Genomic DNA, 22,385 nt, shown 5'->3' with positions numbered 1-22,385 from the left:
TCTGTATCCCTCCAAAGCTTTTTGCTCCCGGCCTTTAACTTTCAGCTTCAAAGTAATCTTCAGCTCCCGCCTTCGGCGAGATCCAGAAATTATTATACCCAAGGCCAATTTGTATATCAACCAGCTCCTGCTGCAGCATCTCCAGCACGGCTAAAAAATTATATACAAAGTGAACCTTGTTTTCCGATTCTTTGGCGATGGCTTTAAAATCGAGCATTTTATTGATCCGGAGCAGATTGGCAACCGCTTTTTTCTGTTTTTCGATGGTGTAAGGATACTGAACTACCGTGTGCTTTACCTCTTCGCTACGGCGGGTAAAATTGCGCATCATACGTTCATACACTACTGCCAAACGGTATAGGGTAAGTTCAGATAATTCTTCACCGGGAACGGATACTTTCTCCACCTGTTCCAGATCCTGTTTAATGTTACCCCGTTTTTCCCGCTTAAAGCGCTCGTCTTCCATCGGCTTTAACTCATCGCAGGCTTCTTTAAATTTCTTATACTCGATGAGTTTTCGGATCAGGTCTTCCTTGGTATCTGCTTCATCGATGATACCACCGGCTTCAAAACGGGGGAGCAACATTTTGGCTTTGATGCGCATAAGGGTTGCGGCAACGAAAATAAATTCGCTGGCAATTTCCATATTCAGGCTGCTCATCTGGTGCAGGTAATTCAAAAAGTCGTCCGCGATCTTAGCAATCGGAATATCGTGAACATCCAACTCATCGCGCTCAATGAAAAATAGCAACAGATCGAACGGACCTTCAAACTGGGGTAACTTTATGGCAAAACTATCGTCGGTCATATCAAAATGAGGCCAAAAATAAACATTTTAATAAGAGAATAACATGCTCGTTGACAATGGGAATCGAGTTGGAAGTAAAAAGATTTAACGACGCACCTACGGAGCCAAGACATCGATCTGTTTGTGGCTATAAACACGATACTCCTACGGAGTGCTTTCCTCATTTAGAAACTCCATAGGAGTACCGTGTTTATAGATAAATTGCAATTCGGCTCAAGGCTCCGTAGGTGCCTCGTATATTGAAGCTTCCTGACTTGCTACTACCTGCTATCCTTACTTATTATAAGGAAACTCATTAACCCAATGAAAGCCCCGGTTTATCAGCTTAAAATTTTTCATATCGAATTTTTTCAGGCTGATGTTAAGGGTATCGAGGCCAAGCCCTCCCTTCAGTACCAGGCTATCTTTCCCAAATTCCGAATATTTAAAAGTATATTTTGCAGATGTATCGGCATCTGTAAACATCACAATGGTATGCGCGTTTAAATCTTCCCTGAAAGTATAATTCTGTGTACTATCATTCATTTTTTTCACTGTAGCATAGCCCGAGCTACCGACTATCAGTTTACGCCATCTCATGGTATTTGTAGTGAGCGGCGCAATGGTATCCTTATTTAGCACATAATTATGAATATCATAAATACCATAAAAGTGTGGCTTTTTAGCAGCCTCGCCATACTGCGCCGAAGCCTGTATATCGCCATAAATATTTGTTAATAGCAGGTAAACCAGCATTACATATTTAAGAGCAGAAAGGGTGATATTTTTCCATTTCCGCCTGAAGCGGTGCGGTTCGATCTCGGATGGTGGTGCTGTTTTATTCAGGAAAAAGAAATTGATAAGCCTGTGGGCATCCTTCGCCAGCAAAAACAAAGACATTGCTACCAACGTGGTTGACAACAGCTTAACCGGCACATCAAAGCAATAATTGATAGCCATAATATTGCCGGCCACCACCAGCCCCAACACAGCGCCAAGGGTTGTGGTTTTTCGGAAGAAGAGCAGCAAGCCACAGCTAACCTCGGCTATCCCGGTAAAATAATTAAACCCTTTCGAATAGCCCATATACGTCCAGGCCAAACCCATTGGCGAAGCATTGCCGAACGATTGTAGCAATCTGCCCGGCGATGGTGCAGGAAATTGAAGCTTAATGACTTTCACAAAACCATAGCTCAACATGGTTATACCCACATAATATCTTAAAATAACGCACAGCCAATAAAACAGCTTATTGTAGTTACGCGCTTTTCTGTCTAATACCGACCAAATCAGCGCACCGATTGCCGATAGCGTTGTTATAAATAAAATAACAAGATAATCATAAGTGGTATCGCCACTGCCATTGGTAAAAGTTGTAACGGGTTCGGCCCTGTTTAACAAATGTTTTGACAGCCAGGGAATAATGGTATGAAACGGCTGGATCAGGTATTCGGCAATAACTTCGGCGTAAGGCAAAACCCCGTTGGGGTTAAAAAAGATATACAATATAAATAGCAGCAGGAAAAACCTTAAAGCTATTTTTTGTAAGGCCGACCAGTGAAGCGCGTTCGCGGTAGTTTCAGTCATGTTAACAAGGCTAATGGTTGAAGGCTAAATATAATGATTTAATTTATGGAGACCGCCAGTGTGAGGGAACATTAATTGAAACCTCAACATGATAATATATTGCACTTTACCACGTATTTAACAACCCTGCAAAACAATTAATACATTAAAATGTCCTTTATTTAACAATAAATACCGTATTTTGCAGGTTAAATACCCTTACAAATGTCAATGCAGGTACCGGCCGGAGATTTATTACAAAAAATAAATTATCCATCTGATTTAAAGCAACTTAACGAAACAGAGCTTGAACAGGTGTGCAAGGAGTTGCGCCAGTATATTATTGACGTTGTATCGGTTAATGGCGGCCACTTTGCCGCCAGTTTAGGTGTTGTTGAGCTTACAGTTGCATTGCAATACGTACTCAATACCCCATACGATCAGTTGGTTTGGGACGTAGGCCACCAGGCTTACGGCCATAAAATATTAACCGGTCGCCGCGATGAGTTTCATACCAACCGCATTCATGGTGGTATAAGCGGTTTCCCTAAACGTTCAGAAAGCGAGTACGATACCTTTGGTGTTGGGCACTCTTCAACTTCTATCTCAGCTGCTTTAGGCATGGCCGTTGCATCGCAATACAAAGGCGAAACCGACAGGCAGCACGTAGCAGTTATTGGCGACGGATCGATGACCGCAGGTATGGCCTTCGAGGCCTTGAACCACGCGGGTATCGAAAACTCAAACCTGTTGGTGATCCTGAACGATAACAACATGGCTATCGACCCTAACGTTGGTGCCTTGAAAGAATATCTTACAGATATTACCACCTCAAAGCCATACAACCGCTTTAGGGATGATATTGCCCATGTACTATCCAAGCTATCATCAATTGGCCCTGATGCGTTTAAAGTAGCTCAAAAGCTTGAAAAAAGCATCAAAGGTACCCTGCTTAAACGCAGTAACTTTTTCGAGGCGTTAAAGTTCAGGTACTTTGGCCCTATAGATGGGCATGATGTAAATCATCTGGCCAAAGTATTGAAAGACCTGCGCGATATTCCAGGTCCTAAATTACTGCACTGCATCACGGTAAAAGGTAAAGGCTATGCCCTGGCAGAAAAGGATCAGACCAAGTGGCATGCTCCCGGTTTATTTGATAAAATTACCGGCGAGATCAAAAAAGCGAAATACGATAAGCCTCAACCACCTAAATACCAGGATGTGTTTGGCCATAGCATCATAGAACTTGCCGAACAAAACCCTAAAATAATGGGTATTACCCCGGCAATGCCATCAGGCTGTTCATTAAACCTGATGATGAAGGCCATGCCTAACCGCGCTTTCGACGTAGGTATTGCCGAACAGCACGCGGTAACTTTTTCTGCCGGTTTAGCCACCCAGGGGCTTACCCCGTTCTGTAACATTTACTCCAGCTTTATGCAACGGGCTTATGACCAGGTAATCCATGACGTGGCCATACAAAAGCTTAACGTGGTATTTTGCCTTGACCGTGCCGGCTTTGCCGGTGCTGATGGCGCTACCCATCACGGCGCTTATGACCTGGCTTATATGCGTTGTATTCCTAACATGACTGTATCTGCCCCTATGAACGAGGAAGAGCTACGCAACCTCATGTACACTGCCCAGCAGGAAAACATGGGTCCGTTTGTGATCCGCTATCCACGTGGCAATGGCGTTATGGTTGATTGGCAGCGCCCTTTCAAAGCCATCCCGGTGGGTAAAGGACGTAAGGTTTGCGATGGCGATGATGTTGCTATATTATCAATAGGTGCCATAGGCAACGAGGTTGTAAAAGCAACAGCCGCGCTAAATGCCGAAGGTTATAACCCGGCCCACTACGATCTGCGTTTTGTGAAACCACTTGACGAAGCTTTGCTGCACGATGTGTTTAAAAAGTTTGATAAAGTGATCACTGTAGAGGATGGTTGTTTGGAAGGCGGAATGGGCAGTGCAGTGCTTGAATTTATGATAGATAACGGCTACACTAACATCCGCGTTAAACGTTTAGGCATACCTGATACCTTTATTGAACACGGCGACCAACCCGAGCTTTGGGCTGATTGCGGCTTTGATGCCAACGGCATAGCCCAGCAAGTACGCAACATAGCCGGGAAACGGAGTGTGAATATTATAGCGTCATAACAACTGTAAAACAGAATTTTGCTGTCTGAATTGCATATAAGTAAACAAACATTCAGTCATATTTGATAAACGATTAAAAAAGAAGAGGCTAAGCTTTTGATAAGCTTAGCCTCTTCTTTTTTGCACTGATTGATTATTGATTAATGCGCCCTAAAGCTCACAATGTCATTATATACCGCCCTGAACGAGCTACGGATACCAAAAGTAAGCATCGAGGTTTTATCATTAAACTGGCTGTTTTTATCGCTACGGATAAGGCCGCCGAGTTCGAGGCGAAGGTTATACTTTGGATTTAGCAAATAGGCTATTTTGGGTTCAAAATAAATCATATTGGTGGTTAAGCCCTGGCCGGTATAATTACCAAACTCGCGGGCCGGGTCAATATAGGGATCAAACAGATCCTTGCCGTAATTCAGCCCGTCTTTATCTAAGCCGTAGTGACCATAATCAACCTCGGTTGAAAAATCGAAACGTTTGTACGAGTAATTGAGCAAAGCAACAACCTCGCGGAAGTTAGCTCCCCATGGATGGCCAATTGGCTCGCCATTTTCGGCATAGTTGATAACAGAAGCCCTCTCAGAGTAAGTATAAGGTTTCGCGTTATTGGTCTCCAGCAAATAGTTTAAGCCTTTTACGCTAAACAGGTTTGCCCCGCGGATACCAAACTGCCAGGCATATTTGTTACGCGAACTACCATTGCTTGAAAAGAAGTTTTTTGATTCAAACTCATCCAACGCAAACTGACCGTAGGCTGTGATACCATCAGTTAGCTTGTATTTACCTGTAAGACCTACCAACGCGTTATCCGGCGAACCGTTTGAGGCTTCTACCGGCCTTAAAAACAGGATAGGGTTTAAATAGGTAAAATCAAACCCGCGTGAGTGTCCCTGATCATCTTTAGCCGCCCAGATCACCGCGTCGAAGAAACCTAATGATAAGCGATCGGTCACGTTCCAGTCTAAGTAATGAAATACACCAAATTTCTTCCTGTCGCCATTATCAACCTTAACAGATAGTGGATCATTAAAGTACGACCACATGGCCATATAGCGCACGTTACCAAGCGTAGCAGTTAATTTGAAGAAAGGATATGGCGAGGCATAATCTGATAATAACAACGACCGGTAACCATCACCTATAAAAGTTTTATCGCGCCCGGCGCTAAGGTTTAAAAATTTTGCAGGCGTGTACGACACATTACCTGTAATATACGACCACCGGTATTCATTGCCATAAATTGCTCCATAAGCCTGCCCAGGCACTACGCCAACCTGGTTAACGTAAGTGGCCAGGTAATTTGGCAATACAGCCCGGTTTTCGTAACCGGCTATATTGTATGAAAACTTATCGCCAAACGTACCACCAATTTGTAAGCCAAGGGTACCAAAATTGGTATTCCTTTTATTCGAAAAATCACGGCTCACATTAAGATCAGGCAACAGGTCTGCATAGAATGTTGAATTGGCCGTTTTTACGTCGATCTGGTGTTCGTTAAAAAAACGTCCCTTCAGGCCATTGGCATTCATCAACGAATCGTAATGAACCTTAAGTAGCGAATCATCAACCATAAATGGCTTTAACGAACTGTGTACCCTGGTTTTGGTCGAATACACATCCTCATTAAGTTTTTGATAAAACTGGTAATTGTATGGCTGATATATGGATTGCGCCTTTGCAATTCCGGCTATCAAAAACAATAAAATAACGCTTGTAAATAATCTCTTCATATTCAGGTTTAGTATGGTCTTCTCTCTACTATTCAAAGTAATTTAATGTACTGAAGCCGCCTTTTTTAAGGTGTTCATTTTTCTTCATCAATTGCAGATCGGCTTGCACCATATCAGCAATAAGGGCTTCCAGATCGTATTTAGGTTTCCAGCCCAGCTTTTGTTGTGCTTTGGTGGCATCGCCAATAAGCAGGTCAACTTCTGTAGGTCTGAAATATTTTGCATCAACTTTTACAACGGTTTGCCCGAAGCGTAAAGCATCGAGGTTTAAACCAAGTTCAATGGCTTTTTGTTCGTCTATATCTATAATTACGCCGCGTTCATTCTGGTCTTTACCGCTAAACTCTACCTCAATGCCTAATTCGGCAAAAGTCATCCTGATAAAATCGCGCACTGTTGTGGTTACTCCGGTTGCTATCACAAAATCTTCTGGGGTATCCTGTTGTAGCATCAACCACATGGCCTCAATGTAATCTTTAGCATGGCCCCAATCGCGCTGTGCAGATAGGTTGCCTAAATAAATACAATCCTGCAGGCCGAGCGCAATGTTTGATGCCGCGCGGGTAATTTTACGGGTAACAAAGGTTTCGCCACGTACCGGGCTTTCATGGTTAAAAAGGATACCATTGCAAGCGTACATGCCATAAGCTTCGCGATAGTTTACCATTATCCAATAAGCGTAAAGCTTAGCCACTGCATAAGGCGAGCGCGGATAAAAAGGTGTGGTTTCGCTTTGAGGAACGGCCTGTACCAAACCATAAAGTTCGGAAGTAGAAGCCTGGTAAATACGTGTTGTTTCGTTAAGACCAAGGATTCGGATGGCTTCAAGAATGCGTAAAGCCCCTATCCCATCGGCATTAGCGGTGTACTCCGGAGTATCAAAACTCACTTTTACATGGCTTTGCGCAGCGAGGTTATAGATCTCATCCGGGCGTACTTCCTGGATGATCCTGATCAGGTTGGTTGAATCGGTAAGGTCGCCGTAGTGAAGTTTGAATGTTACCCCGGTTTCGTGTTGGTCGCGGTATAAATGATCTATCCTATCGGTATTAAATAACGACGAACGGCGTTTTACTCCGTGCACCTCATAGCCTTTATTTAGCAAAAACTCCGCTAAATAAGCCCCATCCTGACCGGTTATCCCTGTTATTAACGCCTTTTTCATTTAAAATGACAGCACATGCTTAGTATAGTACAATAATACCCATTTTATTGTAAATACTACTTTACACGGCAATATATCAAGTGAATGCTACCCTTATAAACGTGATCGCGAGGTACGAAGCAATCGCGAACTATACAGAACGGCTCTGTAAATCGGGGATTGCTTCGTACCTCGCAATGACGTTTTTGTAAAAAATTTCTATGTCAGAAAATTATATCCCAGCCAAAGTCTCCTCCAGCTCCTGGTACCATTCGGCACCGTATTTACGGATCAGCGGGCCTTTCAAAAATTCATGTACATGCACCTTTAATTCGTCGCCGAAGCTGCAGGCATCGCTGCAAATATGCCAGCGATCGTAGTTCAATACATCAAATTCCGGGTATGATGTTATGCGGATAGGATATAAATGGCAGGAAATCGGTTTTTTCCAGGTTACGGCACCTTCTTCCCAGGCTTTTTCAATACCGCATTTGGTGATGCCGTTTTCCCAAATCACGTAAGCGCACTCTTTGTTGGTATCAACACATGGAGTAGTATAGTCGCCCTCAAAATCAGTTACGTAAACGCCATCACGCTCTATAGTTTCAATGCCTTTGGCTGTGAGGTAGGGTTTTACTTTAGGGTAGATCTCTTTTAAAATATCAAGCTCATCGGCATTAAGCGGCGCGCCCGAATCGCCCTCAAGGCAACAAGCGCCTTTGCATTTATTTAAATTACACACAAAGTTTTCTTTTACCACATCTTCGTGCACCAATACGTTGCCAACCTCAATCATGTTTTTAAATCAATCTTTAATAGGGTTTAACGGGTATTTTAGGCCCGTCGCCGATTTTAACTCCATAGATACGCTGCCTAACAGCACTTCAACATGGGCCTTAACCGGGATCCTGTTTTTATCATTAGTTACCCAAAGGTACAATTTACTGTTTTTACGAAAAATGCGCCCTGGTATAATTGCAGGGCTAAATTTAAGACAATTAAATTTACCCAACGCGCAATCAACCGTTTCGGTGCCCACATAGGTTATCTGCATATTATGGAAACTATCTTCCAAAAAATATTGCAGATCAAAAGTATCACCCTGTTTCAGCTTTGAAACGTCAATTGCCCTTGCAAAATAATAGGCCGATACAAAATCAAAAGCCTCGCCTTTATAAGTATAACTACCTTTGTTTGCCGTTACCTTTTTGTCTTTCTCATCAAAAGTAACATTATCAGTGTGCCTGTATTTGCCCTCGCGCCTGTTCTCTGTATAAAAATAGGGCTTCAGGGTGTTTTGATCTATGTACGATTCGTAGCGGTTACGCACCTTATAAAACAGATCGAACGAGCCGGCGGTTTTCCCCTCAGCTATCAAATGAAACACCGGGTGATCATCAAACTTTTTATCGCTGGCCTCCACCTTAATGGTAGCTTCGGCGGCAGTGAAGATGCCATATTTCATTTTATAATCAAGCTGTTCGCCGGCCTTGAATATCGATTCGTTGATCTTTTTCAATTCCTGGGCAAACGCCCCCGAACAAAAAGCTATAAAAAGCAGGGTTATAAAAATAGGTTTATTGCTATGCAGTTTTTTCATTAATTAATAGCACTGGTTTACAGGCCTCTGATATGACAACTGCTATTATAAATGGTTTAAACTTATTTTTATTGCCCCGCGCTATGTAAATACTTAGTCCTTACGTTTATAAATAGGCACGGTTGAGCAAGGCTCGCCAAACATTAAGCTTTTCACCACAGCACTTAGCTTTTTGGTAAGCTCAACATAGGCAGATGTAGGTACCTCTACATCCCCACAACCTTTCAACACAATACGCTGACCACGGTATTGCTCAAAATCGGCTTTAGCTATCTCCTTTTCAAATAATACGGTTTCAAGCACATCTTTATCGCCAAAAACAATTTCGCGGGCGTAAGGGGCCATACGGTTGGCCAGCAGCATATAAGCCCAGGCTGGTACAATGGCGTCGGCAGTGCAGGTAATCCCTACGTTTTTGCCTTCGTATTGTGCCCAATCGTGCTCTTTTATAAAATCCCTGAAATCTTTTTCTTTCAGGATGAGGCCGTGAAAAAGGTTATCTGTTATATCGTAAATCACCCGTTCGCCTGCCGGAAAAAAATCCGCGGGATCTAAAGTGACCAAGCCGCTTTGCGCTACTTTATTGATGATGTTTTCCTGGATCTCCATATCGCTTAAAACAAAAAATCCGGGAACGGCTGTATGCCACTCCCGGATGCAAATTTACTTTAAATTTTGTTTAGAAAAATTTAGCTCTGTTATCTTTTACAGTAGCATTATCTTTTAGTGCATCAAGCAACACACCTTGCGAGCGTTGTAAAGCTGCCTGGGCAATTTGTTCTTTTTGTTTGATAACGTTTGTAAGTGCCGGTGGGTTAGTGAAACCGTTCACAACAAATACATAAACACCTTGTGTACCGTCAACAGCTTTCGAAATTTTACCAGGGGCAGAACCAAATACCGAACCGATAACTTTATACTCGGCAGATAAACCCGGGATAATTGGGTTAGCGAATACAATGTTCTCAACCGGAGTAACTTTGCCACCAACCTTCTGCGCAACCGCTTCAATTGAAGCGCCGCCGCTTAGGGCCGAGTCAAATTTCTCTTTCAGTTGTTTAGCTTTAACCGCGGCACGTACAGCTGGTTCAATTTGCTTTTTAACAGCCTCTAACGGCAGGGTACCTTTAGGTTTGATAGCAGTAAGGCGGGTTACGATATATTGATCGCCAACTGTAAATACTTTATCGGTAACATCACCAACATCGGCTTTGTAAGCCCATCTAACAACGTCACGGGCGTTATCCAAACCTGGCAAACCAGAAGCGATAGCTGTAACATCTTCGGCAGTGCGTGGTTTTAAGCCTTCGCTTTTAGCTTCAGCCTCAAAGTTATCAGAAGTTAATTTACCAAGGAATTTCTGAGCATTGCTATAGGCAACGGTTTGAGTTTTGCTGCTTGCACTTAACGGCTTATCAACTACACCAACTTTAACCAGTTTTACAGAACCTTTTTGATCTTCAACTTTTATAATGTGGTAACCAAATTGCGATTTAGCAATGATCACATCACCTTTATTAGCTTTGAAAGCTGCATTATAATATTCAGGAACCAATGTACCCTGACCACCCATGTTACCATTGGCATCAAATGCAGGGATATCACCGCCTTTTACAGCGCTACCTTTATCAGCAGAGAAAGTTTTAGCCAGCTCATCAAATGATTTGCCACCCAGGATCAGTTTCTTGATCGAATCGGCTTTGGCTTTAGCTTTATCATCACTACCTGCCGATGCAAGATCGATAAGGATGTGTTTGGTTTTAACAGAATCAAACGTTGTTTTGGTATCGATCAGCTTAGCTACTTTGTAGCTTCCGTTTTCTAAATACGGACCGTAAACGAAACCTTTAGCAGCGTTAAACATGGTAGTATCCAGTTTAGGATCGATACCGCCTTTACGCTGATAAACTAAAGGAGCCTTAGTTTCAGCATTGATCTGTACAAACAACGAATCGTTGGTTGATGCTTTAAATTCACCGGCAATCTTTTCAACCTGTTGTTTTGTAGCAACAGAATCCTCTTTTGAAGGGGCAGCGTTAAAGCTTACGTATTCAAAATTCCTGGTATCCTGTGGGTTTTTAAATTCAGCTTTGTGTGCATCGTAATATGCGCTGTAGTCGCCATCAGTTAAAGTAACTTTAGCATCAGGAATTGAAGCGTAATCAAGCATGGTGTATTTAAAGCTAACCAGTTTGTTTTTTGCCTCATAATCATCAGTTGCTTCAAGCGAGTTTACATACAGGCCGTTTGTAACCATGCTCATGTATTTGGTAGCTTTTTTTGCTTCGATCAGGTCGATAACAAAATCGCTCCAGGCTTGCTTTTGTGTAGGATCAGCTTTGCCCGATTGGATGTAGGCTTTGAACTGATCAAACCTTGAACGATCAAACTGACCGGTTTGCGGATCTGAAAACTGACGCGCGATCTGTGGATCAGGATTGTTATCGCCGATCATTACGCTCATCTCGTCGTCGCCAACAATTAAGCCTAATTTTTCAATTTCTTTAGCTAACAACAGTTGGCTTAAATACTGGTTCCAGGTAGTTTCCTGCAAATAGCTTTGTATTTGCGGAGACATACTCTGTCCCTGTTGTTTAAACTGCTGTGAAGCTTGTTCAAGCTTCGCATTAAATTTGTCGTAGGGCACTTTTTCGCCGTTTACAACGGCAAGCTCGTTACTATCGTCCCTAAAAAAGGAACCGCCCGATCTTACAACTTCGCTCACAATAAACGCAAGCAGCGCGAGGCCAATAAAGAATGCGAGAATTTTCCCCATCCTTTCGCGCAAAAAACCCATTATACCCATATTACAATTTATAATTATTCTGTCTCTGTTAAAAGAGGGCGCAAGATACAATTTTTACTAAAATTCTATAACACAAAATTTTCCTGAAAAAAAGTCATTATTGTGTATCTTTTTCATCTACGTGAATGATACCGGTAGCCTGCTGAAAAGTGGGGTTTAACAGCTTATCGTCGCTTTCAAAACTATCGCCGTTCATTACGTTACCGCCACTAAGCAAAGCCTGAACCGGCTTTTTAGAGTAAACGCGCTTGGTTACCTGGTCCCAGAATAACTCGGCCGATTTAAAAGTTTCGTTTTTGGTATTGGTGGCTACCACATGCCCGTGAAATTCGATCAGCTTTTCTTCTTCGCGCTGAATGCCCGTATCGGCAACGATACTGCCCGATTGCAGCCCGGTTTCTTTATCGTAGTAAACTATGTTTACCCCCTTGGGCATTATTTTGTAAGGCTTTTTGATAGTTTGATAATCAATCTCTAACGGAGCAGTGAGGTGGATCTCAACCCTCGCCGAATCGCTCATGATCAGATCGAGCCCTACAGTGCGCTGCGCAACAGTATCAATTTGGTTTGCCGATATTTCCCTTACTTTTTTCAGGTCGTTTTCGCACGATGATAGTATTGCTGCCAATGGCAACATTAACAGGCCAGCAGCCTGTACATATCCCGCACGTTTAGGCATAAAAAAGGATTAATCGAATTTATACTTGGTAAACCATTTATCATTTAGGGTGAAGCCTAAATGGATATTAACATAGTTTTCTTTAACCAGGCCATTAACCAATGATCCACGCTGACCGATCTCGGCCGCTATATTGATCTTGTAAAAGCTGGTACCATTGTTTGAACGCAATGGCAAACCTACGCCAAGTGTACCTGCATAGCGTTTAACGGTAGTACCGTTAATGCGCATGTAAGTTTGATCGTAAATAGCGCCTATGCGGTAATCAACAGTGGCCAGGTAATTTCTGATGGTTGAAATATTAGGGGTATATGAACCACCAATGTTAAATGTTTTGCTATCCTGTAAGCCTTGTGGTTCGCCGGCAATTGAAAGCTGCGACCATTTACCCATCGAGTAATCGGCACCAACTAAAAACTTGCCGTCGCTTTGAAACGATACACCGAACCGTTGGATAAGAGGCAATTTAAGTTTTGATTTAGGACCTGTATTGCTAACGATACTATCAGCAGGCAAATCAGGATCGCCATTGGCATCATTAAAGTACGAACTTACCACAAAAGTATTTTGGGTATGAAGCTGCGAACCTAACGAAGCCGAATAACCAAAAGTAAGGTGCTTGGTATCGGTAAAATCAACCGAATACTGGGCACCAAAATCATAATTTAAACCGCTTATGGCATTGCTGCTTTCCTCTTTGCTGTTTATAGCACCTGCCAGATCCGGAAACTCGGTAGTACGGCTATCTTTCAGGTTACCAAATATGTACGATACGTTTGCACCTAACAATAAATGCTTGCCTAAACCAAAGCCATAACCCAAATAAGCTTTTGATAAGCTACCATCGCCGGTATAGTTATAATTAACGGTGCTGGTATCGGCAGGTGAACCTGAATTACCTAATTTATTAACCGTTCTTCTGTAGCTGTAACCACGTTCGCTGTAAGGCAACAAACCAAAGCTTAACGCCGATTTTTTAGAAGTTGGGATAGCGAAAGCAACATGGTTTAACCTGAAGTTGCTATTTTTTTGACTTGCAGAACCTGTTTGATTTAAGGTTATAAAATTTGAATATAAACCGATATCAAATGTGGTGCGGCTGATAGCACCATAAGAGGCGGGGTTTATAACGTTGATATTATCAAAAAAGCTGATCTTATTGGTAGCAACGCCTATACCACCCATACCAATACTTTGCCCCATTAACTGCGGGCTGATATCGCCAATACCGTATCTTGAATATGGAGAGCTTGATGTTGCCGTTGTTTGGGCCTGGGCTGAATAAGCGGCAGCAGCCAATAAAAGAGTTATAAAAAACCGGGTATATTTAATCATTATGCTTTTGTATAGCTGCGTTTAATCCTTTTAAAACCAAATAAGGTTCAATTTTTATGTAGGGGGCAAAGATGCTATTTTTCAATAGAGTATCAAAAAAATTGCTGTCTCCTCCGCTTAGTATAATGTTCAGTTGCTGGCCTTCGGTTTTATAGCTTTCAATAAAACCTATAAGCTCATATTTTATTCCGTTTTGCACGCCCGATCGTATGGCGCTTGTTGTATCATTTCCGTATCCGGCTTCAAAACCCTGGTCGGCCTCAACAAGCGGCAAACCAGCTGTATAATAATTTAAAGCCTTATAACGCATATTTAAGCCCGGCGATATACTGCCGCCAAAATAATTTCCGGCAGTATCAACTCCATCGTAAGTAATGGCCGTTCCGCCGGTTACTACCAAACTGTTTTGCTCCGGGTATATGTTAGCGGCACCTATTACGGCGGCCAGCCTATCCGGACCAAGGGTTTGAGGGGTTAAATAATGGTTTTTTATTCCGCTTGTCATTAAAGTATTGAAATGTACCAGCGGAATTTTAGCTTCCAGTTCGCTTTGCCAGGCCTCAGTGCTTTTTTTTACTGACGATACGATCCCTTTAACAGGCTTATATCGATCAAGTAAAGCATCAAGCACAACGGCAGTGACGGTTTCATATTGGTTCACCTCAAGCAATTCGTCCTGCTTAAAAACAGCAATTTTAATGAGGGTGTTACCGATATCGATAACCAAACAGGTCATTACGCCCTTACTATTGACAATATCGATTCAAAGATCGCCAAACCATCCTCGTTAGCCAGCAAACCATCGGCAGCGCGCTCAGGGTGCGGCATTAAACCAAATACGTTGCGGGTTAAGTTGGTAACGCCTGCAATATTTTCAATAGATCCGTTAGGGTTGGCATCGGCAGTAATATTACCTGCTTCATCGCAATACCTGAACATTACCTGATCATTATCATTAAGGGCTTTGATCACATCGGCATCGGCAAAGTAATTACCCTCGCCATGGGCGATAGGGATACGTAATGCCTGCTGCGGGTCAAGCTGCGCGGTTGGCAACGATTGTAATGTTTGTGGTTTTAAGTAGATGTTGCGGCAAATGAATTTGCGGTTGGTGTTGTGTAATAACGCGCCCGGTAATAAACCAGCCTCGGTAAGGATCTGGAAACCGTTGCAAATACCCATTACATAACCGCCTTTTGCTGCAAACTGGATAACCTCCTGCATAATTGGCGAGAAACGGGAAATAGCGCCCGAGCGCAGGTAATCACCAAATGAAAAGCCACCGGGTAAAACAACAAAGTCAACACCTTGCAAATCATGGTCTTTATGCCATAAGCGCACAACCTGCTGACCCATTACTTTTTCTAATACGTATATGATGTCTTCATCACAATTAGATCCCGGAAAAATAACTACTCCAAACTTCATCGAAAATTGTTTTAAAAAAATTGGAATGGAACTAATTTAACTTCAAAAATAGTTTCACGTTACAAAACTAACATAACCGCCTAAATAAGGACGAATTTAAAAGTTAAAATTTGTTAAACTGAAAGTAAATGATGCTGATAAACAACAGTAAATACAGCGTTTCGTAAAACCAGCGCTTACTTGCATATAAAAAATAATACGCCGAAAACACGGCTACAGGCACTGTACACAATAAAAAGTGGTTTAACCGAAATTCGGGGTTTACATAAAAAGAGAGTGCCGTTATCAGCAAAATAAAAAACAGCAATTGGAAGGTTTTGCGGGTTTGAATGTAGCTTTTAAAGAAGTTTTGCTGCAATTTAAACACACAAAGCACCAGGATCACGATAACCGGCACCAATAAAAGGTAGGTATATGAGGTGATGCTGATATGATCAGGAAACCTTTTACCCAGTGGTAACCAGATGCCTTTGAAGCGTGGCAAGGTATCATTAAGATAATAAATTACCGCTAAAAAGAAAAACACAGTTGCATAGCCAAGCACAGATATTACCCACTCGCGCCAGTTAATCGGCCTGAAAATAACCAGGGCTATCCATATGGCCAGGAACAAATAAATAAAGGGGAAATATACCAACGAACCTACCGCCACTATCAAGCCCAGATCATACACCGTTGATTTGGCATCTTCACTTTTATAAAGATTGATGAGCTTAAACAGCATCCAGATCAACAAAAAATTACCGATAAGCGGTGCGCTCAGGGTTAAAAAAGGCGTAAATAAGCCAGATAGCGTTATGTACATCAAAGCCGGCAAGAAAGTGGGCTTACCTAACAAGTTATGGTGATTGATCAGCGAGTTAACAAGCAGGGCCTGTACAAATACCAGCACAGCGGCAAGTAGCACATTCAATGCAGGCGAAAAAGCGTACTCATATTTTACCGGAACCAGCAGGCGGGCAAAAGGCTCAACAAAAATAAACTCAAGCTTTTCGGGCACCTGTATAAGGTAGCCCATACGCAACGCCAAAAGCAAAACAGCCAGCCATATTACGTTGAGCGGATTATAAGTGCGGAAAAGATTGATCATAATGAGCGGCTGTATTTGAGGCTGCAAAATTAGCAGAAAAACAGCTTACTAAGCAATATCTTTCATGCCTGCAATGCGAGTAATAAAAGCCGAGGCCGCTATAGGAAATATGACATTTACCCCTTTGTCATGCTGAGTAAATAAAAACCGAGGCCTCTAAAGGATTATATGACATCAGGCGGGCGGGCCTGTCACCCTGAGCTTGTCGAAGGTCCGCGCGCAGATGTCCTGCCCACTATGCTTCGACAAGCTCAGCATGACATCCATTTTTAAACATGTCATGGGTAGGTACGAAGCATCTTCTTCGCCCTGTATAGCGGCCTGCTTGTTGAAGAAGATCCTTCGCTATCGCTCAGGATGACAACTTTTTTCCTTGTCATGGGTAGGCCACGAAACAACGACGGCGTAGTTAAATCTTAGCGTACTGCTTCACCATTCTATCCACTATCTGTGCGGTCTCATCCGGAAAATCGACGATGATCTTTTTACCATCATGGATCCAATTATTGAGGTGAACCGGGAACTGTTCATCAATTTCTTTAACAACAGGCACGCCCAGCTTCGATGCCGAAAGCGCGTTGCATTGCTGTTCATACTGACCTTTCATAGGTATCATCATTACCTTTTTTTGCAGGAAAAGCGCTTCGGCTGGTCCTTCAAAACCGCCGCCGGTAAGCAGGCCTTCACAGCTGGCCAGGCTTTTATTAAAAGCTTCGTTACTTACCGGGAATACTTCAACATTGCCGGCAACGTATGCCTGCTTTTGCCTTTTAGAAAACACCTGCCACTTAACATCTTTGGCCTGACCAAGGTATTTTACCAACGTTTTATCATCGTAAGCAGGCAAATAAACGGTGTAGTGGCCCAGATTACTGGTTTCCATCTGCCTTATTTCGCTGCGGATAACAGGCGTGTTGATGAAACTATCGTAACGTTCAAAATGAAAGCCTACATGGTAGGTAGTGGGCGAATAGTTTTTAAGCAACCATTGCGCAAAGGGATCCTTTTTTTCGGGCCGTGGGGTATTGGGCGATACAAATGAACATTGATGACTTAACGATACCGACGGCACGCCCCTCAGTTTGCAAGCCCAGGCGCTCACAGGTTCAAAGTCATTGATGATCAAATCGTAATCTTTTAAAGGCAGGCTGCGCAGATCGCGCTGAAACTGGCGCAGGTTCATGATTTTCCATGTAGCCCAGTTATCAACTCCTCCATTTGTTCCAAACACAAAACTCACGCCATGGAAACGGTATTTAAGCGGCTGCGATAAGGAAACTTCGGCTTCGGTACCACTCACTAACAAATCAACCTCGCCGTATTGTTGCAGTAAAGGCACAATTTCGCGCGCCCGGCTAATATGCCCGTTGCCTGTTCCCTGTATGCCAAACAGTATCTTCATTAAAATATTTTCAAAAAGTTGATGCAGGTACCTTTACGGTGCAAATAGCGCTACCGTTTGGGGCACAAAAATTCAAGGGCTTAATTTAGCAAAGAAAATGTTACCGGGAAGTAATTAATCGGGTTCGTGCTTAAAACGCTCCAGTAAACTCTTAACATCAAGCATGGCGTTCAGATCTTCCGAATCGGTTTTATCCTCTTCATCAGCATCATTGTTAAAATCGTCGGGGTTGTATTTAAATATTTTCCAGTTGCCTTCGTGGTACTCCAGCGCGCTAAGGCTTTCCACCCAATCGCCCGAGTTGAGGTAAATTACCGACCCCGTATTTTGGGTTGATTGAATTTCCCTGATCTCGGCATGGTGAATATGCCCGCAAATAACGTAAGTATATTGTTTATCAACAGCCAGGTCGGCCGCGGTTTGCTCAAACTGGTTAATGAATTTTACAGCCTCTTTAAAACTGGCCTTCACTTTTTGCGAAAAGCTCATTTTTTGCCTGCCAATGGCGGTAAGGAACCAGTTAACAAAACTGTTGATCAAAATCAAAGTATCGTAACCAACCGCGCCTAATTTGGCCAGCCATTTGGAGTGCTGCATGGTAACATCAAACACATCGCCATGAAAGATCCAGGCTTTTTTGCCATCGATGTTTAACACCAGTTTATCCAACAACTGGAATGTGCCCATGTTAAAATCGGTGAACTTGCGCAGCATCTCGTCGTGATTACCGGTTAGGTAATACACCGGGATGCCATCGGTAACAAATTTAAGGATACGGCGCACTACCTTCATGTGAGCTTCGGGCCAGTAGGATTTACTGAACTGCCAGATATCAATGATATCGCCGTTAAGGATGAGGATTTTTGGCTTAATGCTTTTTAAGTACTTAAGCAGTTCTTTTGCGTGGCAACCGTATGTGCCAAGGTGCACATCGGATATTACAGCAATATCAACTTCGCGTTTTGCCATTAAATTGAGCGGTTATTTTACAGGCCGACATATAGTGCCGGAAACAACATGTTTTAATTTAATACAACAACGATTTACTCGTCGTCTTCATCTTCGTTAACGGTTAACTCATATGGGCTTGCATAAAAGCAACCTACTAAGATCAGCAAGCCAATAACAACAAGGTATGCGTACTCAAAATTCATTACAAAGATTTTTACAAATGTCTGAAATCTAACATTATCCTACTGTTAAGACTGCATTAAATATAAAAGGTTACTTTGCCTTTGTAAATTTATTTTTGACGCGTTGCAACTGGTTTAAATGATGCTCCAAATGCACCCTGATAAACTTAAACCATTGCCTGGCATTCAGCATACCCAAACGCGGGTGTTTGTATTTATTGATGGGTAGCGAAGCTTTTATTAACGGAGCGGTTGTTTCCACCCGGCGGCGGCATTTGATGATGAGGTTTTTAGCGTCCTCTTTTGATATTTTATTTACGGCAACCTTAGCGTTAACATCAGCCGGAACTTTAACTTTTACCGGCGGCAAACTGCCAAAAAGCATTACAAAGCGGCCAGCCAGGGTAAGGCCTTTTTTGTTTGGTTCGCAATTGCCATGCGTACAACGTTCAAGCGCTATTGATGAACCTAATGTAGCCTGCATAATGTGACTATACACCTCGGCATAACTCCAGCTACCATCCGGCGGGGTTACATCAAATTCCTCATCCGGGATTACATCCAGCCAGCGGCGGTATTCATCAAGGGCGGCATCGATAGCTTTGCGTTCTTTGGCAATGTTCATAGCATTGAAGTTAACTCTTTTAAATGAGTTATCTGTACTAACACATCTTTGGGCTTTTCGACGTTAAAAGGATTAAAATAAATGGCATCCATCCCAAAGCTTAACGCTCCGCGGATATCGGCCTCAATGCTATCCCCTATCATCACGCTCTCATCCTTAACAGCCCCGGCCAAATCAAGCGCGTGCTGAAAAATCGCCTTATCAGGTTTGTTTACGCCGACATCTTCAGAAATAATGATGTGCTGAAAATATTTAGCCAGGTTAGAGCCGGCAATTTTGGTACGGGTTGAATCTTTAAACCCGTTAGAGATCAGGTGCAGCGTATATTTTGATTGCAGGTACGCCAACGTTTCGTGCGCGTGCGGGAACAAGTTGGTTTTGGTAGGGCAAAGTTGCACGTAAGCATCCTCAAAATCAAGCGGAACCAGATCGGGGTGCAGGCCAAGATCTGTGAAAGTTGATTTAAAGCGGGCATCCCTTAACTCATCTTTAGTGATCTCGCCAATGTGGTATTGTGCCCAAAGGCGGTGGTTATTGCGGGTATAAGTTTCGATGAAAAGCTCGGCCGAATGCAGTCCGATCTCTTTAAGCTGATGGATCAGATATAGCTCGTGCAGGGCTTCTTCGGCGTTTTTATCAAAATCCCAGATGGTATGGTCAAGATCAAAGAAGATGTGTTTGTAGTTTTTCATTTAGAAATTCGGATGTTCAATTTCGGATTTATTTAACCCTCTATCTGAAATTCAAAATTAAACAATTCCTGATTATAGCCCCCTCGGCCATCTTCAATTCTTTTCCAAAGCCGCCGGAAACCATGGTTTGTATCTCGCAACCTGTTTTTTAGCGTTATCAGATACCGGAATTTTCCAAACATCAAAAAAGCGGGACAGGTTGCTATTGGTGGTTTGACAAATAGTTGTGAACCAAAGATCGCGTTTGTCCTGGTCTGTTTTGGGGTATTGCTCTTTTGGCAGGTTGCGATAAATGACGTTAGCTTTTCTAATTGGATCCCATCCAAAACGGTCGATGATCTGGATGTACATGCTTAAAGCTAAGAATGGATCAGCTCTCCATTTTTCATAACTTGGCTTATCCGCAAGGTACGTTTTTATTTTTTGCAACACCTCGGCCATATTGCTCATACCCTCGTGATTGTAAATACCTTTGTGCAACACCTTATCAAAAATATACATGGTGTATAAATTCACCGTAACCTCGGTTGTGCCGGGAAAATCCAGATCGAAAAACTGGTGGTGATGGCCTAATTCATGAAAATGCCCCCACGAGCCATTGGAACGCATAAATGTTTCATTCAGCATATTCCAGCTGTTCTCGTCGTTAGGCGCTACAATTTTATTTGGAAGGGCATACATGTATCCCGTTGCAACATCTACATCAACAATTATCCGCTCATTGTGCACGCGCTTACGAGAAATACCGGCCAGGTCGGCATCGGCATCCATTACCTCGTCCCAAAACTGCATCAGTTTTACCGGATTACTTAAGTAGCGAACATGATCTGAAGGGACAGTAAATACAATATTATCGGTAGCCAGTTCGGCCCATGGGGCCGGGTTGTTACGGATAGCATTATTCCAATCCGCTTCGCTGGTTTCGCCTAATTTAAAATACGGGGCTTTAACTGCTCCATCAACTTTCACTTTAATGGTTTTTAAGGTAGTGGTATCGCTAATATTTATCAGCAGTAAGCCACCATACGGCGAGTAAATTTCGGTAGTATCCTTATCCAGCTCAAATATTTTGGTCATATCTACCGGTATCCGATGTATTTCGTCAAGGTGAGTAACATCGTCGTTATGAACTCCTATCTGGGCTTTTAAGTGCTGCTTAATATCACCGGTATTAATAACAATCTTAACTTTCTCGCCAGCAGGAACGTACAAACCGGTAGTATGCGGCCGGTAATAGGCCGGCATATCCCAAAGCCCTTGTGTGCCTACTTTTACCGGTATAGTAACTTCTTCTTTCACTCGGGCGGCAGTTTCAGTAACATAACCCGGAAATGTTTCATATCCCGCGGCCTTTACTTCGGGGTGATTGTAAAAATCCTGCTGAATAGCATATAATTTATATCCCGCCCGAGCAGTAGTTTTAAGCGCGGGTGTATTAATTTGCCATGGCTTATCTTCCGTTGGTATGGGCATTATCTCTGGTAGTTTAAAAAATTCATTGATATACTTAACAGTTTCAAGGTTATATTCTTTGTATTTATAGATCACATAAAGGGTAGGATCAACAAAATACCGTTTAATATTGTCATCCGTTAAGGTAGTGGGTTCTTTAAAAGCACGCGGCAACATACTCTTAACGCGCAGGTAATCGGGTACACTATCGGTAACAAGTTTATTAGTGGTTGGGGTTTGTATAACCAGTGCGTTCAGATTTACCACACCCGCTTTGGCAAGCAAGTTATTCAGCTTTATATCGTGGTATTGAGGCTGCTTTGTAGTATCTCTATGCACAAACCAATCTGAATAAGGCGAAGCGTATATCAACCTACCTCCATTACTCACAAAGTCGTCAATTTTTTTCAACTGCGTTGAATCAGCTATATCAGTATTCAAGATCAACAGATCTGTTTGTTTTTTAAAATCGAAGTTTTTGATGGTATAAACAGACGACTTCTCCTTAATCAGAAAATCATGAAGGGCGGGGTCGGCAGTTTCTGTAATTGCGATGCGAAGCTTTCTATTACCTGCACCAGCCCAGGCGAGCATATTTCTGTTCAGTTGCGCCACGTTGCTGTTTTTAAGCATATCGTGGTTAAAATAAGCGGTGCCCCCAATTGCTAAAACTTTCCCTTTGCCTAATGAGGAAGTGACAATAACACTTGATTTGAGGGTTTCCTGAAAGTCAAGCTTGGTCATTGCTATAATTTC

General features: G+C 42.6%; 19 protein-coding genes. 1 reads left to right on the top strand and 18 read right to left on the bottom strand.

What is annotated here, in order from left to right; translation table 11 throughout:
• Nucleotides 1–34: 34 nt before the first annotated feature.
• Together AAFN85_RS24310 and AAFN85_RS24305 are read right to left on the bottom strand one after the other, a co-directional pair.
• Nucleotides 35–808 (bottom strand): segregation/condensation protein A, encoded by a 774-nt coding sequence (locus AAFN85_RS24310; protein WP_347530338.1) that lies wholly within the window; start codon nucleotides 806–808, stop codon nucleotides 35–37.
• 273 nt (nucleotides 809–1,081) lie between these two features.
• Nucleotides 1,082–2,374 carry a hypothetical protein gene (locus AAFN85_RS24305; RefSeq protein ID WP_347530337.1) on the bottom strand — a complete coding sequence of 431 codons (1,293 nt, stop codon included), beginning with the start codon at nucleotides 2,372–2,374 and terminating at the stop codon, nucleotides 1,082–1,084.
• Nucleotides 2,375–2,584: 210 nt separating this feature from the next.
• Here AAFN85_RS24305 and dxs point away from each other — a divergent pair, with 210 nt between their 5' ends.
• On the top strand, nucleotides 2,585–4,516 hold the full coding sequence (gene dxs, locus AAFN85_RS24300; RefSeq protein WP_347530523.1) for a 1-deoxy-D-xylulose-5-phosphate synthase: 1,932 nt from the start codon (nucleotides 2,585–2,587) through the stop codon (nucleotides 4,514–4,516).
• A 140-nt stretch (nucleotides 4,517–4,656) separates the two neighbouring features.
• Here dxs and AAFN85_RS24295 read toward each other — a convergent pair whose 3' ends face one another.
• The 16 genes from AAFN85_RS24295 to AAFN85_RS24220 form a co-directional block, all read right to left on the bottom strand.
• The gene (locus tag AAFN85_RS24295) at nucleotides 4,657–6,243 is read right to left on the bottom strand and encodes a gliding motility protein RemB (RefSeq protein WP_347530336.1); all 1,587 of its coding nucleotides are present in this window, start codon (nucleotides 6,241–6,243) and stop codon (nucleotides 4,657–4,659) included.
• Nucleotides 6,244–6,271: 28 nt separating this feature from the next.
• Nucleotides 6,272–7,408: a GDP-mannose 4,6-dehydratase gene (gmd, locus tag AAFN85_RS24290; protein WP_347530335.1), complete on the bottom strand. Its 1,137-nt coding sequence runs from the start codon at nucleotides 7,406–7,408 to the stop codon at nucleotides 6,272–6,274.
• Nucleotides 7,409–7,619: 211 nt separating this feature from the next.
• Entirely contained in the window at nucleotides 7,620–8,183 is a 564-nt protein-coding gene (locus AAFN85_RS24285; protein WP_347530334.1) for a DUF3109 family protein, read from the bottom strand.
• A gap of 9 nt (nucleotides 8,184–8,192) precedes the next feature.
• Nucleotides 8,193–8,987, bottom strand: coding sequence for a DUF3108 domain-containing protein (locus AAFN85_RS24280; RefSeq protein WP_347530333.1), 795 nt, complete (start codon nucleotides 8,985–8,987; stop codon nucleotides 8,193–8,195).
• Between the two features lie 93 nt (nucleotides 8,988–9,080).
• A complete protein-coding gene (locus AAFN85_RS24275; RefSeq protein ID WP_347530332.1) occupies nucleotides 9,081–9,596 on the bottom strand; it encodes a DUF2480 family protein in 516 nt (171 codons plus the stop codon).
• Between the two features lie 70 nt (nucleotides 9,597–9,666).
• Nucleotides 9,667–11,784 carry a SurA N-terminal domain-containing protein gene (locus AAFN85_RS24270; protein WP_347530521.1) on the bottom strand — a complete coding sequence of 706 codons (2,118 nt, stop codon included), beginning with the start codon at nucleotides 11,782–11,784 and terminating at the stop codon, nucleotides 9,667–9,669.
• Nucleotides 11,785–11,890: 106 nt separating this feature from the next.
• Complete coding sequence (gene lptC / locus AAFN85_RS24265) at nucleotides 11,891–12,472, bottom strand: LPS export ABC transporter periplasmic protein LptC (RefSeq protein ID WP_347530331.1); 582 nt, start codon at nucleotides 12,470–12,472, stop codon at nucleotides 11,891–11,893.
• A gap of 9 nt (nucleotides 12,473–12,481) precedes the next feature.
• A complete protein-coding gene (locus AAFN85_RS24260; protein WP_347530329.1) occupies nucleotides 12,482–13,807 on the bottom strand; it encodes a hypothetical protein in 1,326 nt (441 codons plus the stop codon).
• Nucleotides 13,800–14,543 (bottom strand): type III pantothenate kinase, encoded by a 744-nt coding sequence (locus tag AAFN85_RS24255; RefSeq protein ID WP_347530328.1) that lies wholly within the window; start codon nucleotides 14,541–14,543, stop codon nucleotides 13,800–13,802. Before AAFN85_RS24255 ends, AAFN85_RS24260 begins: the two co-directional genes overlap by 8 nt.
• On the bottom strand, nucleotides 14,543–15,235 hold the full coding sequence (gene purQ / locus AAFN85_RS24250; protein ID WP_347530327.1) for a phosphoribosylformylglycinamidine synthase subunit PurQ: 693 nt from the start codon (nucleotides 15,233–15,235) through the stop codon (nucleotides 14,543–14,545). The genes AAFN85_RS24255 and purQ overlap by 1 nt, the downstream gene beginning before the upstream one ends.
• A 103-nt stretch (nucleotides 15,236–15,338) precedes the next feature.
• Nucleotides 15,339–16,325 (bottom strand): DUF6427 family protein, encoded by a 987-nt coding sequence (locus AAFN85_RS24245; protein ID WP_347530326.1) that lies wholly within the window; start codon nucleotides 16,323–16,325, stop codon nucleotides 15,339–15,341.
• Between the two features lie 409 nt (nucleotides 16,326–16,734).
• Nucleotides 16,735–17,727 (bottom strand): glycosyltransferase family protein, encoded by a 993-nt coding sequence (locus tag AAFN85_RS24240; RefSeq protein ID WP_347530325.1) that lies wholly within the window; start codon nucleotides 17,725–17,727, stop codon nucleotides 16,735–16,737.
• A gap of 114 nt (nucleotides 17,728–17,841) precedes the next feature.
• Nucleotides 17,842–18,696: a UDP-2,3-diacylglucosamine diphosphatase gene (locus tag AAFN85_RS24235; RefSeq protein ID WP_347530324.1), complete on the bottom strand. Its 855-nt coding sequence runs from the start codon at nucleotides 18,694–18,696 to the stop codon at nucleotides 17,842–17,844.
• A 255-nt stretch (nucleotides 18,697–18,951) separates the two neighbouring features.
• Nucleotides 18,952–19,485 (bottom strand): DinB family protein, encoded by a 534-nt coding sequence (locus AAFN85_RS24230; RefSeq protein WP_347530323.1) that lies wholly within the window; start codon nucleotides 19,483–19,485, stop codon nucleotides 18,952–18,954.
• Entirely contained in the window at nucleotides 19,482–20,177 is a 696-nt protein-coding gene (locus AAFN85_RS24225) for a YjjG family noncanonical pyrimidine nucleotidase (protein ID WP_347530322.1), read from the bottom strand. Before AAFN85_RS24225 ends, AAFN85_RS24230 begins: the two co-directional genes overlap by 4 nt.
• A gap of 93 nt (nucleotides 20,178–20,270) precedes the next feature.
• The gene (locus AAFN85_RS24220) at nucleotides 20,271–22,373 is read right to left on the bottom strand and encodes a M60 family metallopeptidase (protein ID WP_347530321.1); all 2,103 of its coding nucleotides are present in this window, start codon (nucleotides 22,371–22,373) and stop codon (nucleotides 20,271–20,273) included.
• Nucleotides 22,374–22,385 lie beyond the last annotated feature (12 nt).

It is taken from the genome of Mucilaginibacter sp. CAU 1740 (assembly GCF_039839285.1).
Taxonomy (GTDB): Bacteria; Bacteroidota; Bacteroidia; order Sphingobacteriales; family Sphingobacteriaceae; genus Mucilaginibacter.
Note: the sequence above shows the minus strand (reverse complement) of the source record. Positions and strands in the feature narration are given on the sequence as shown.

Bases quoted from the DNA above. Each gene is read 5' to 3' on its own strand.
- AAFN85_RS24275 (WP_347530332.1), bottom strand. From the start codon at position 9,596: ATGGAGATCCAGGAAAACATCATCAATAAAGTAGCGCAAAGCGGCTTG.
- AAFN85_RS24220 (WP_347530321.1), bottom strand. From the start codon at position 22,373: ATGACCAAGCTTGACTTTCAGGAAACCCTCAAATCAAGTGTTATTGTC.
- AAFN85_RS24270 (WP_347530521.1), bottom strand. From the start codon at position 11,784: ATGGGTTTTTTGCGCGAAAGGATGGGGAAAATTCTCGCATTCTTTATT.
- dxs (WP_347530523.1), top strand. From the start codon at position 2,585: ATGCAGGTACCGGCCGGAGATTTATTACAAAAAATAAATTATCCATCT.
- AAFN85_RS24310 (WP_347530338.1), bottom strand. From the start codon at position 808: ATGACCGACGATAGTTTTGCCATAAAGTTACCCCAGTTTGAAGGTCCG.
- AAFN85_RS24245 (WP_347530326.1), bottom strand. From the start codon at position 16,325: ATGATCAATCTTTTCCGCACTTATAATCCGCTCAACGTAATATGGCTG.
- gmd (WP_347530335.1), bottom strand. From the start codon at position 7,408: ATGAAAAAGGCGTTAATAACAGGGATAACCGGTCAGGATGGGGCTTAT.
- AAFN85_RS24225 (WP_347530322.1), bottom strand. From the start codon at position 20,177: ATGAAAAACTACAAACACATCTTCTTTGATCTTGACCATACCATCTGG.
- AAFN85_RS24285 (WP_347530334.1), bottom strand. From the start codon at position 8,183: ATGATTGAGGTTGGCAACGTATTGGTGCACGAAGATGTGGTAAAAGAA.
- AAFN85_RS24235 (WP_347530324.1), bottom strand. From the start codon at position 18,696: ATGGCAAAACGCGAAGTTGATATTGCTGTAATATCCGATGTGCACCTT.
- AAFN85_RS24295 (WP_347530336.1), bottom strand. From the start codon at position 6,243: ATGAAGAGATTATTTACAAGCGTTATTTTATTGTTTTTGATAGCCGGA.
- AAFN85_RS24260 (WP_347530329.1), bottom strand. From the start codon at position 13,807: ATGATTAAATATACCCGGTTTTTTATAACTCTTTTATTGGCTGCTGCC.
- lptC (WP_347530331.1), bottom strand. From the start codon at position 12,472: ATGCCTAAACGTGCGGGATATGTACAGGCTGCTGGCCTGTTAATGTTG.
- AAFN85_RS24255 (WP_347530328.1), bottom strand. From the start codon at position 14,543: ATGACCTGTTTGGTTATCGATATCGGTAACACCCTCATTAAAATTGCT.
- AAFN85_RS24280 (WP_347530333.1), bottom strand. From the start codon at position 8,987: ATGAAAAAACTGCATAGCAATAAACCTATTTTTATAACCCTGCTTTTT.
- AAFN85_RS24230 (WP_347530323.1), bottom strand. From the start codon at position 19,485: ATGAACATTGCCAAAGAACGCAAAGCTATCGATGCCGCCCTTGATGAA.
- AAFN85_RS24305 (WP_347530337.1), bottom strand. From the start codon at position 2,374: ATGACTGAAACTACCGCGAACGCGCTTCACTGGTCGGCCTTACAAAAA.
- AAFN85_RS24240 (WP_347530325.1), bottom strand. From the start codon at position 17,727: ATGAAGATACTGTTTGGCATACAGGGAACAGGCAACGGGCATATTAGC.
- purQ (WP_347530327.1), bottom strand. From the start codon at position 15,235: ATGAAGTTTGGAGTAGTTATTTTTCCGGGATCTAATTGTGATGAAGAC.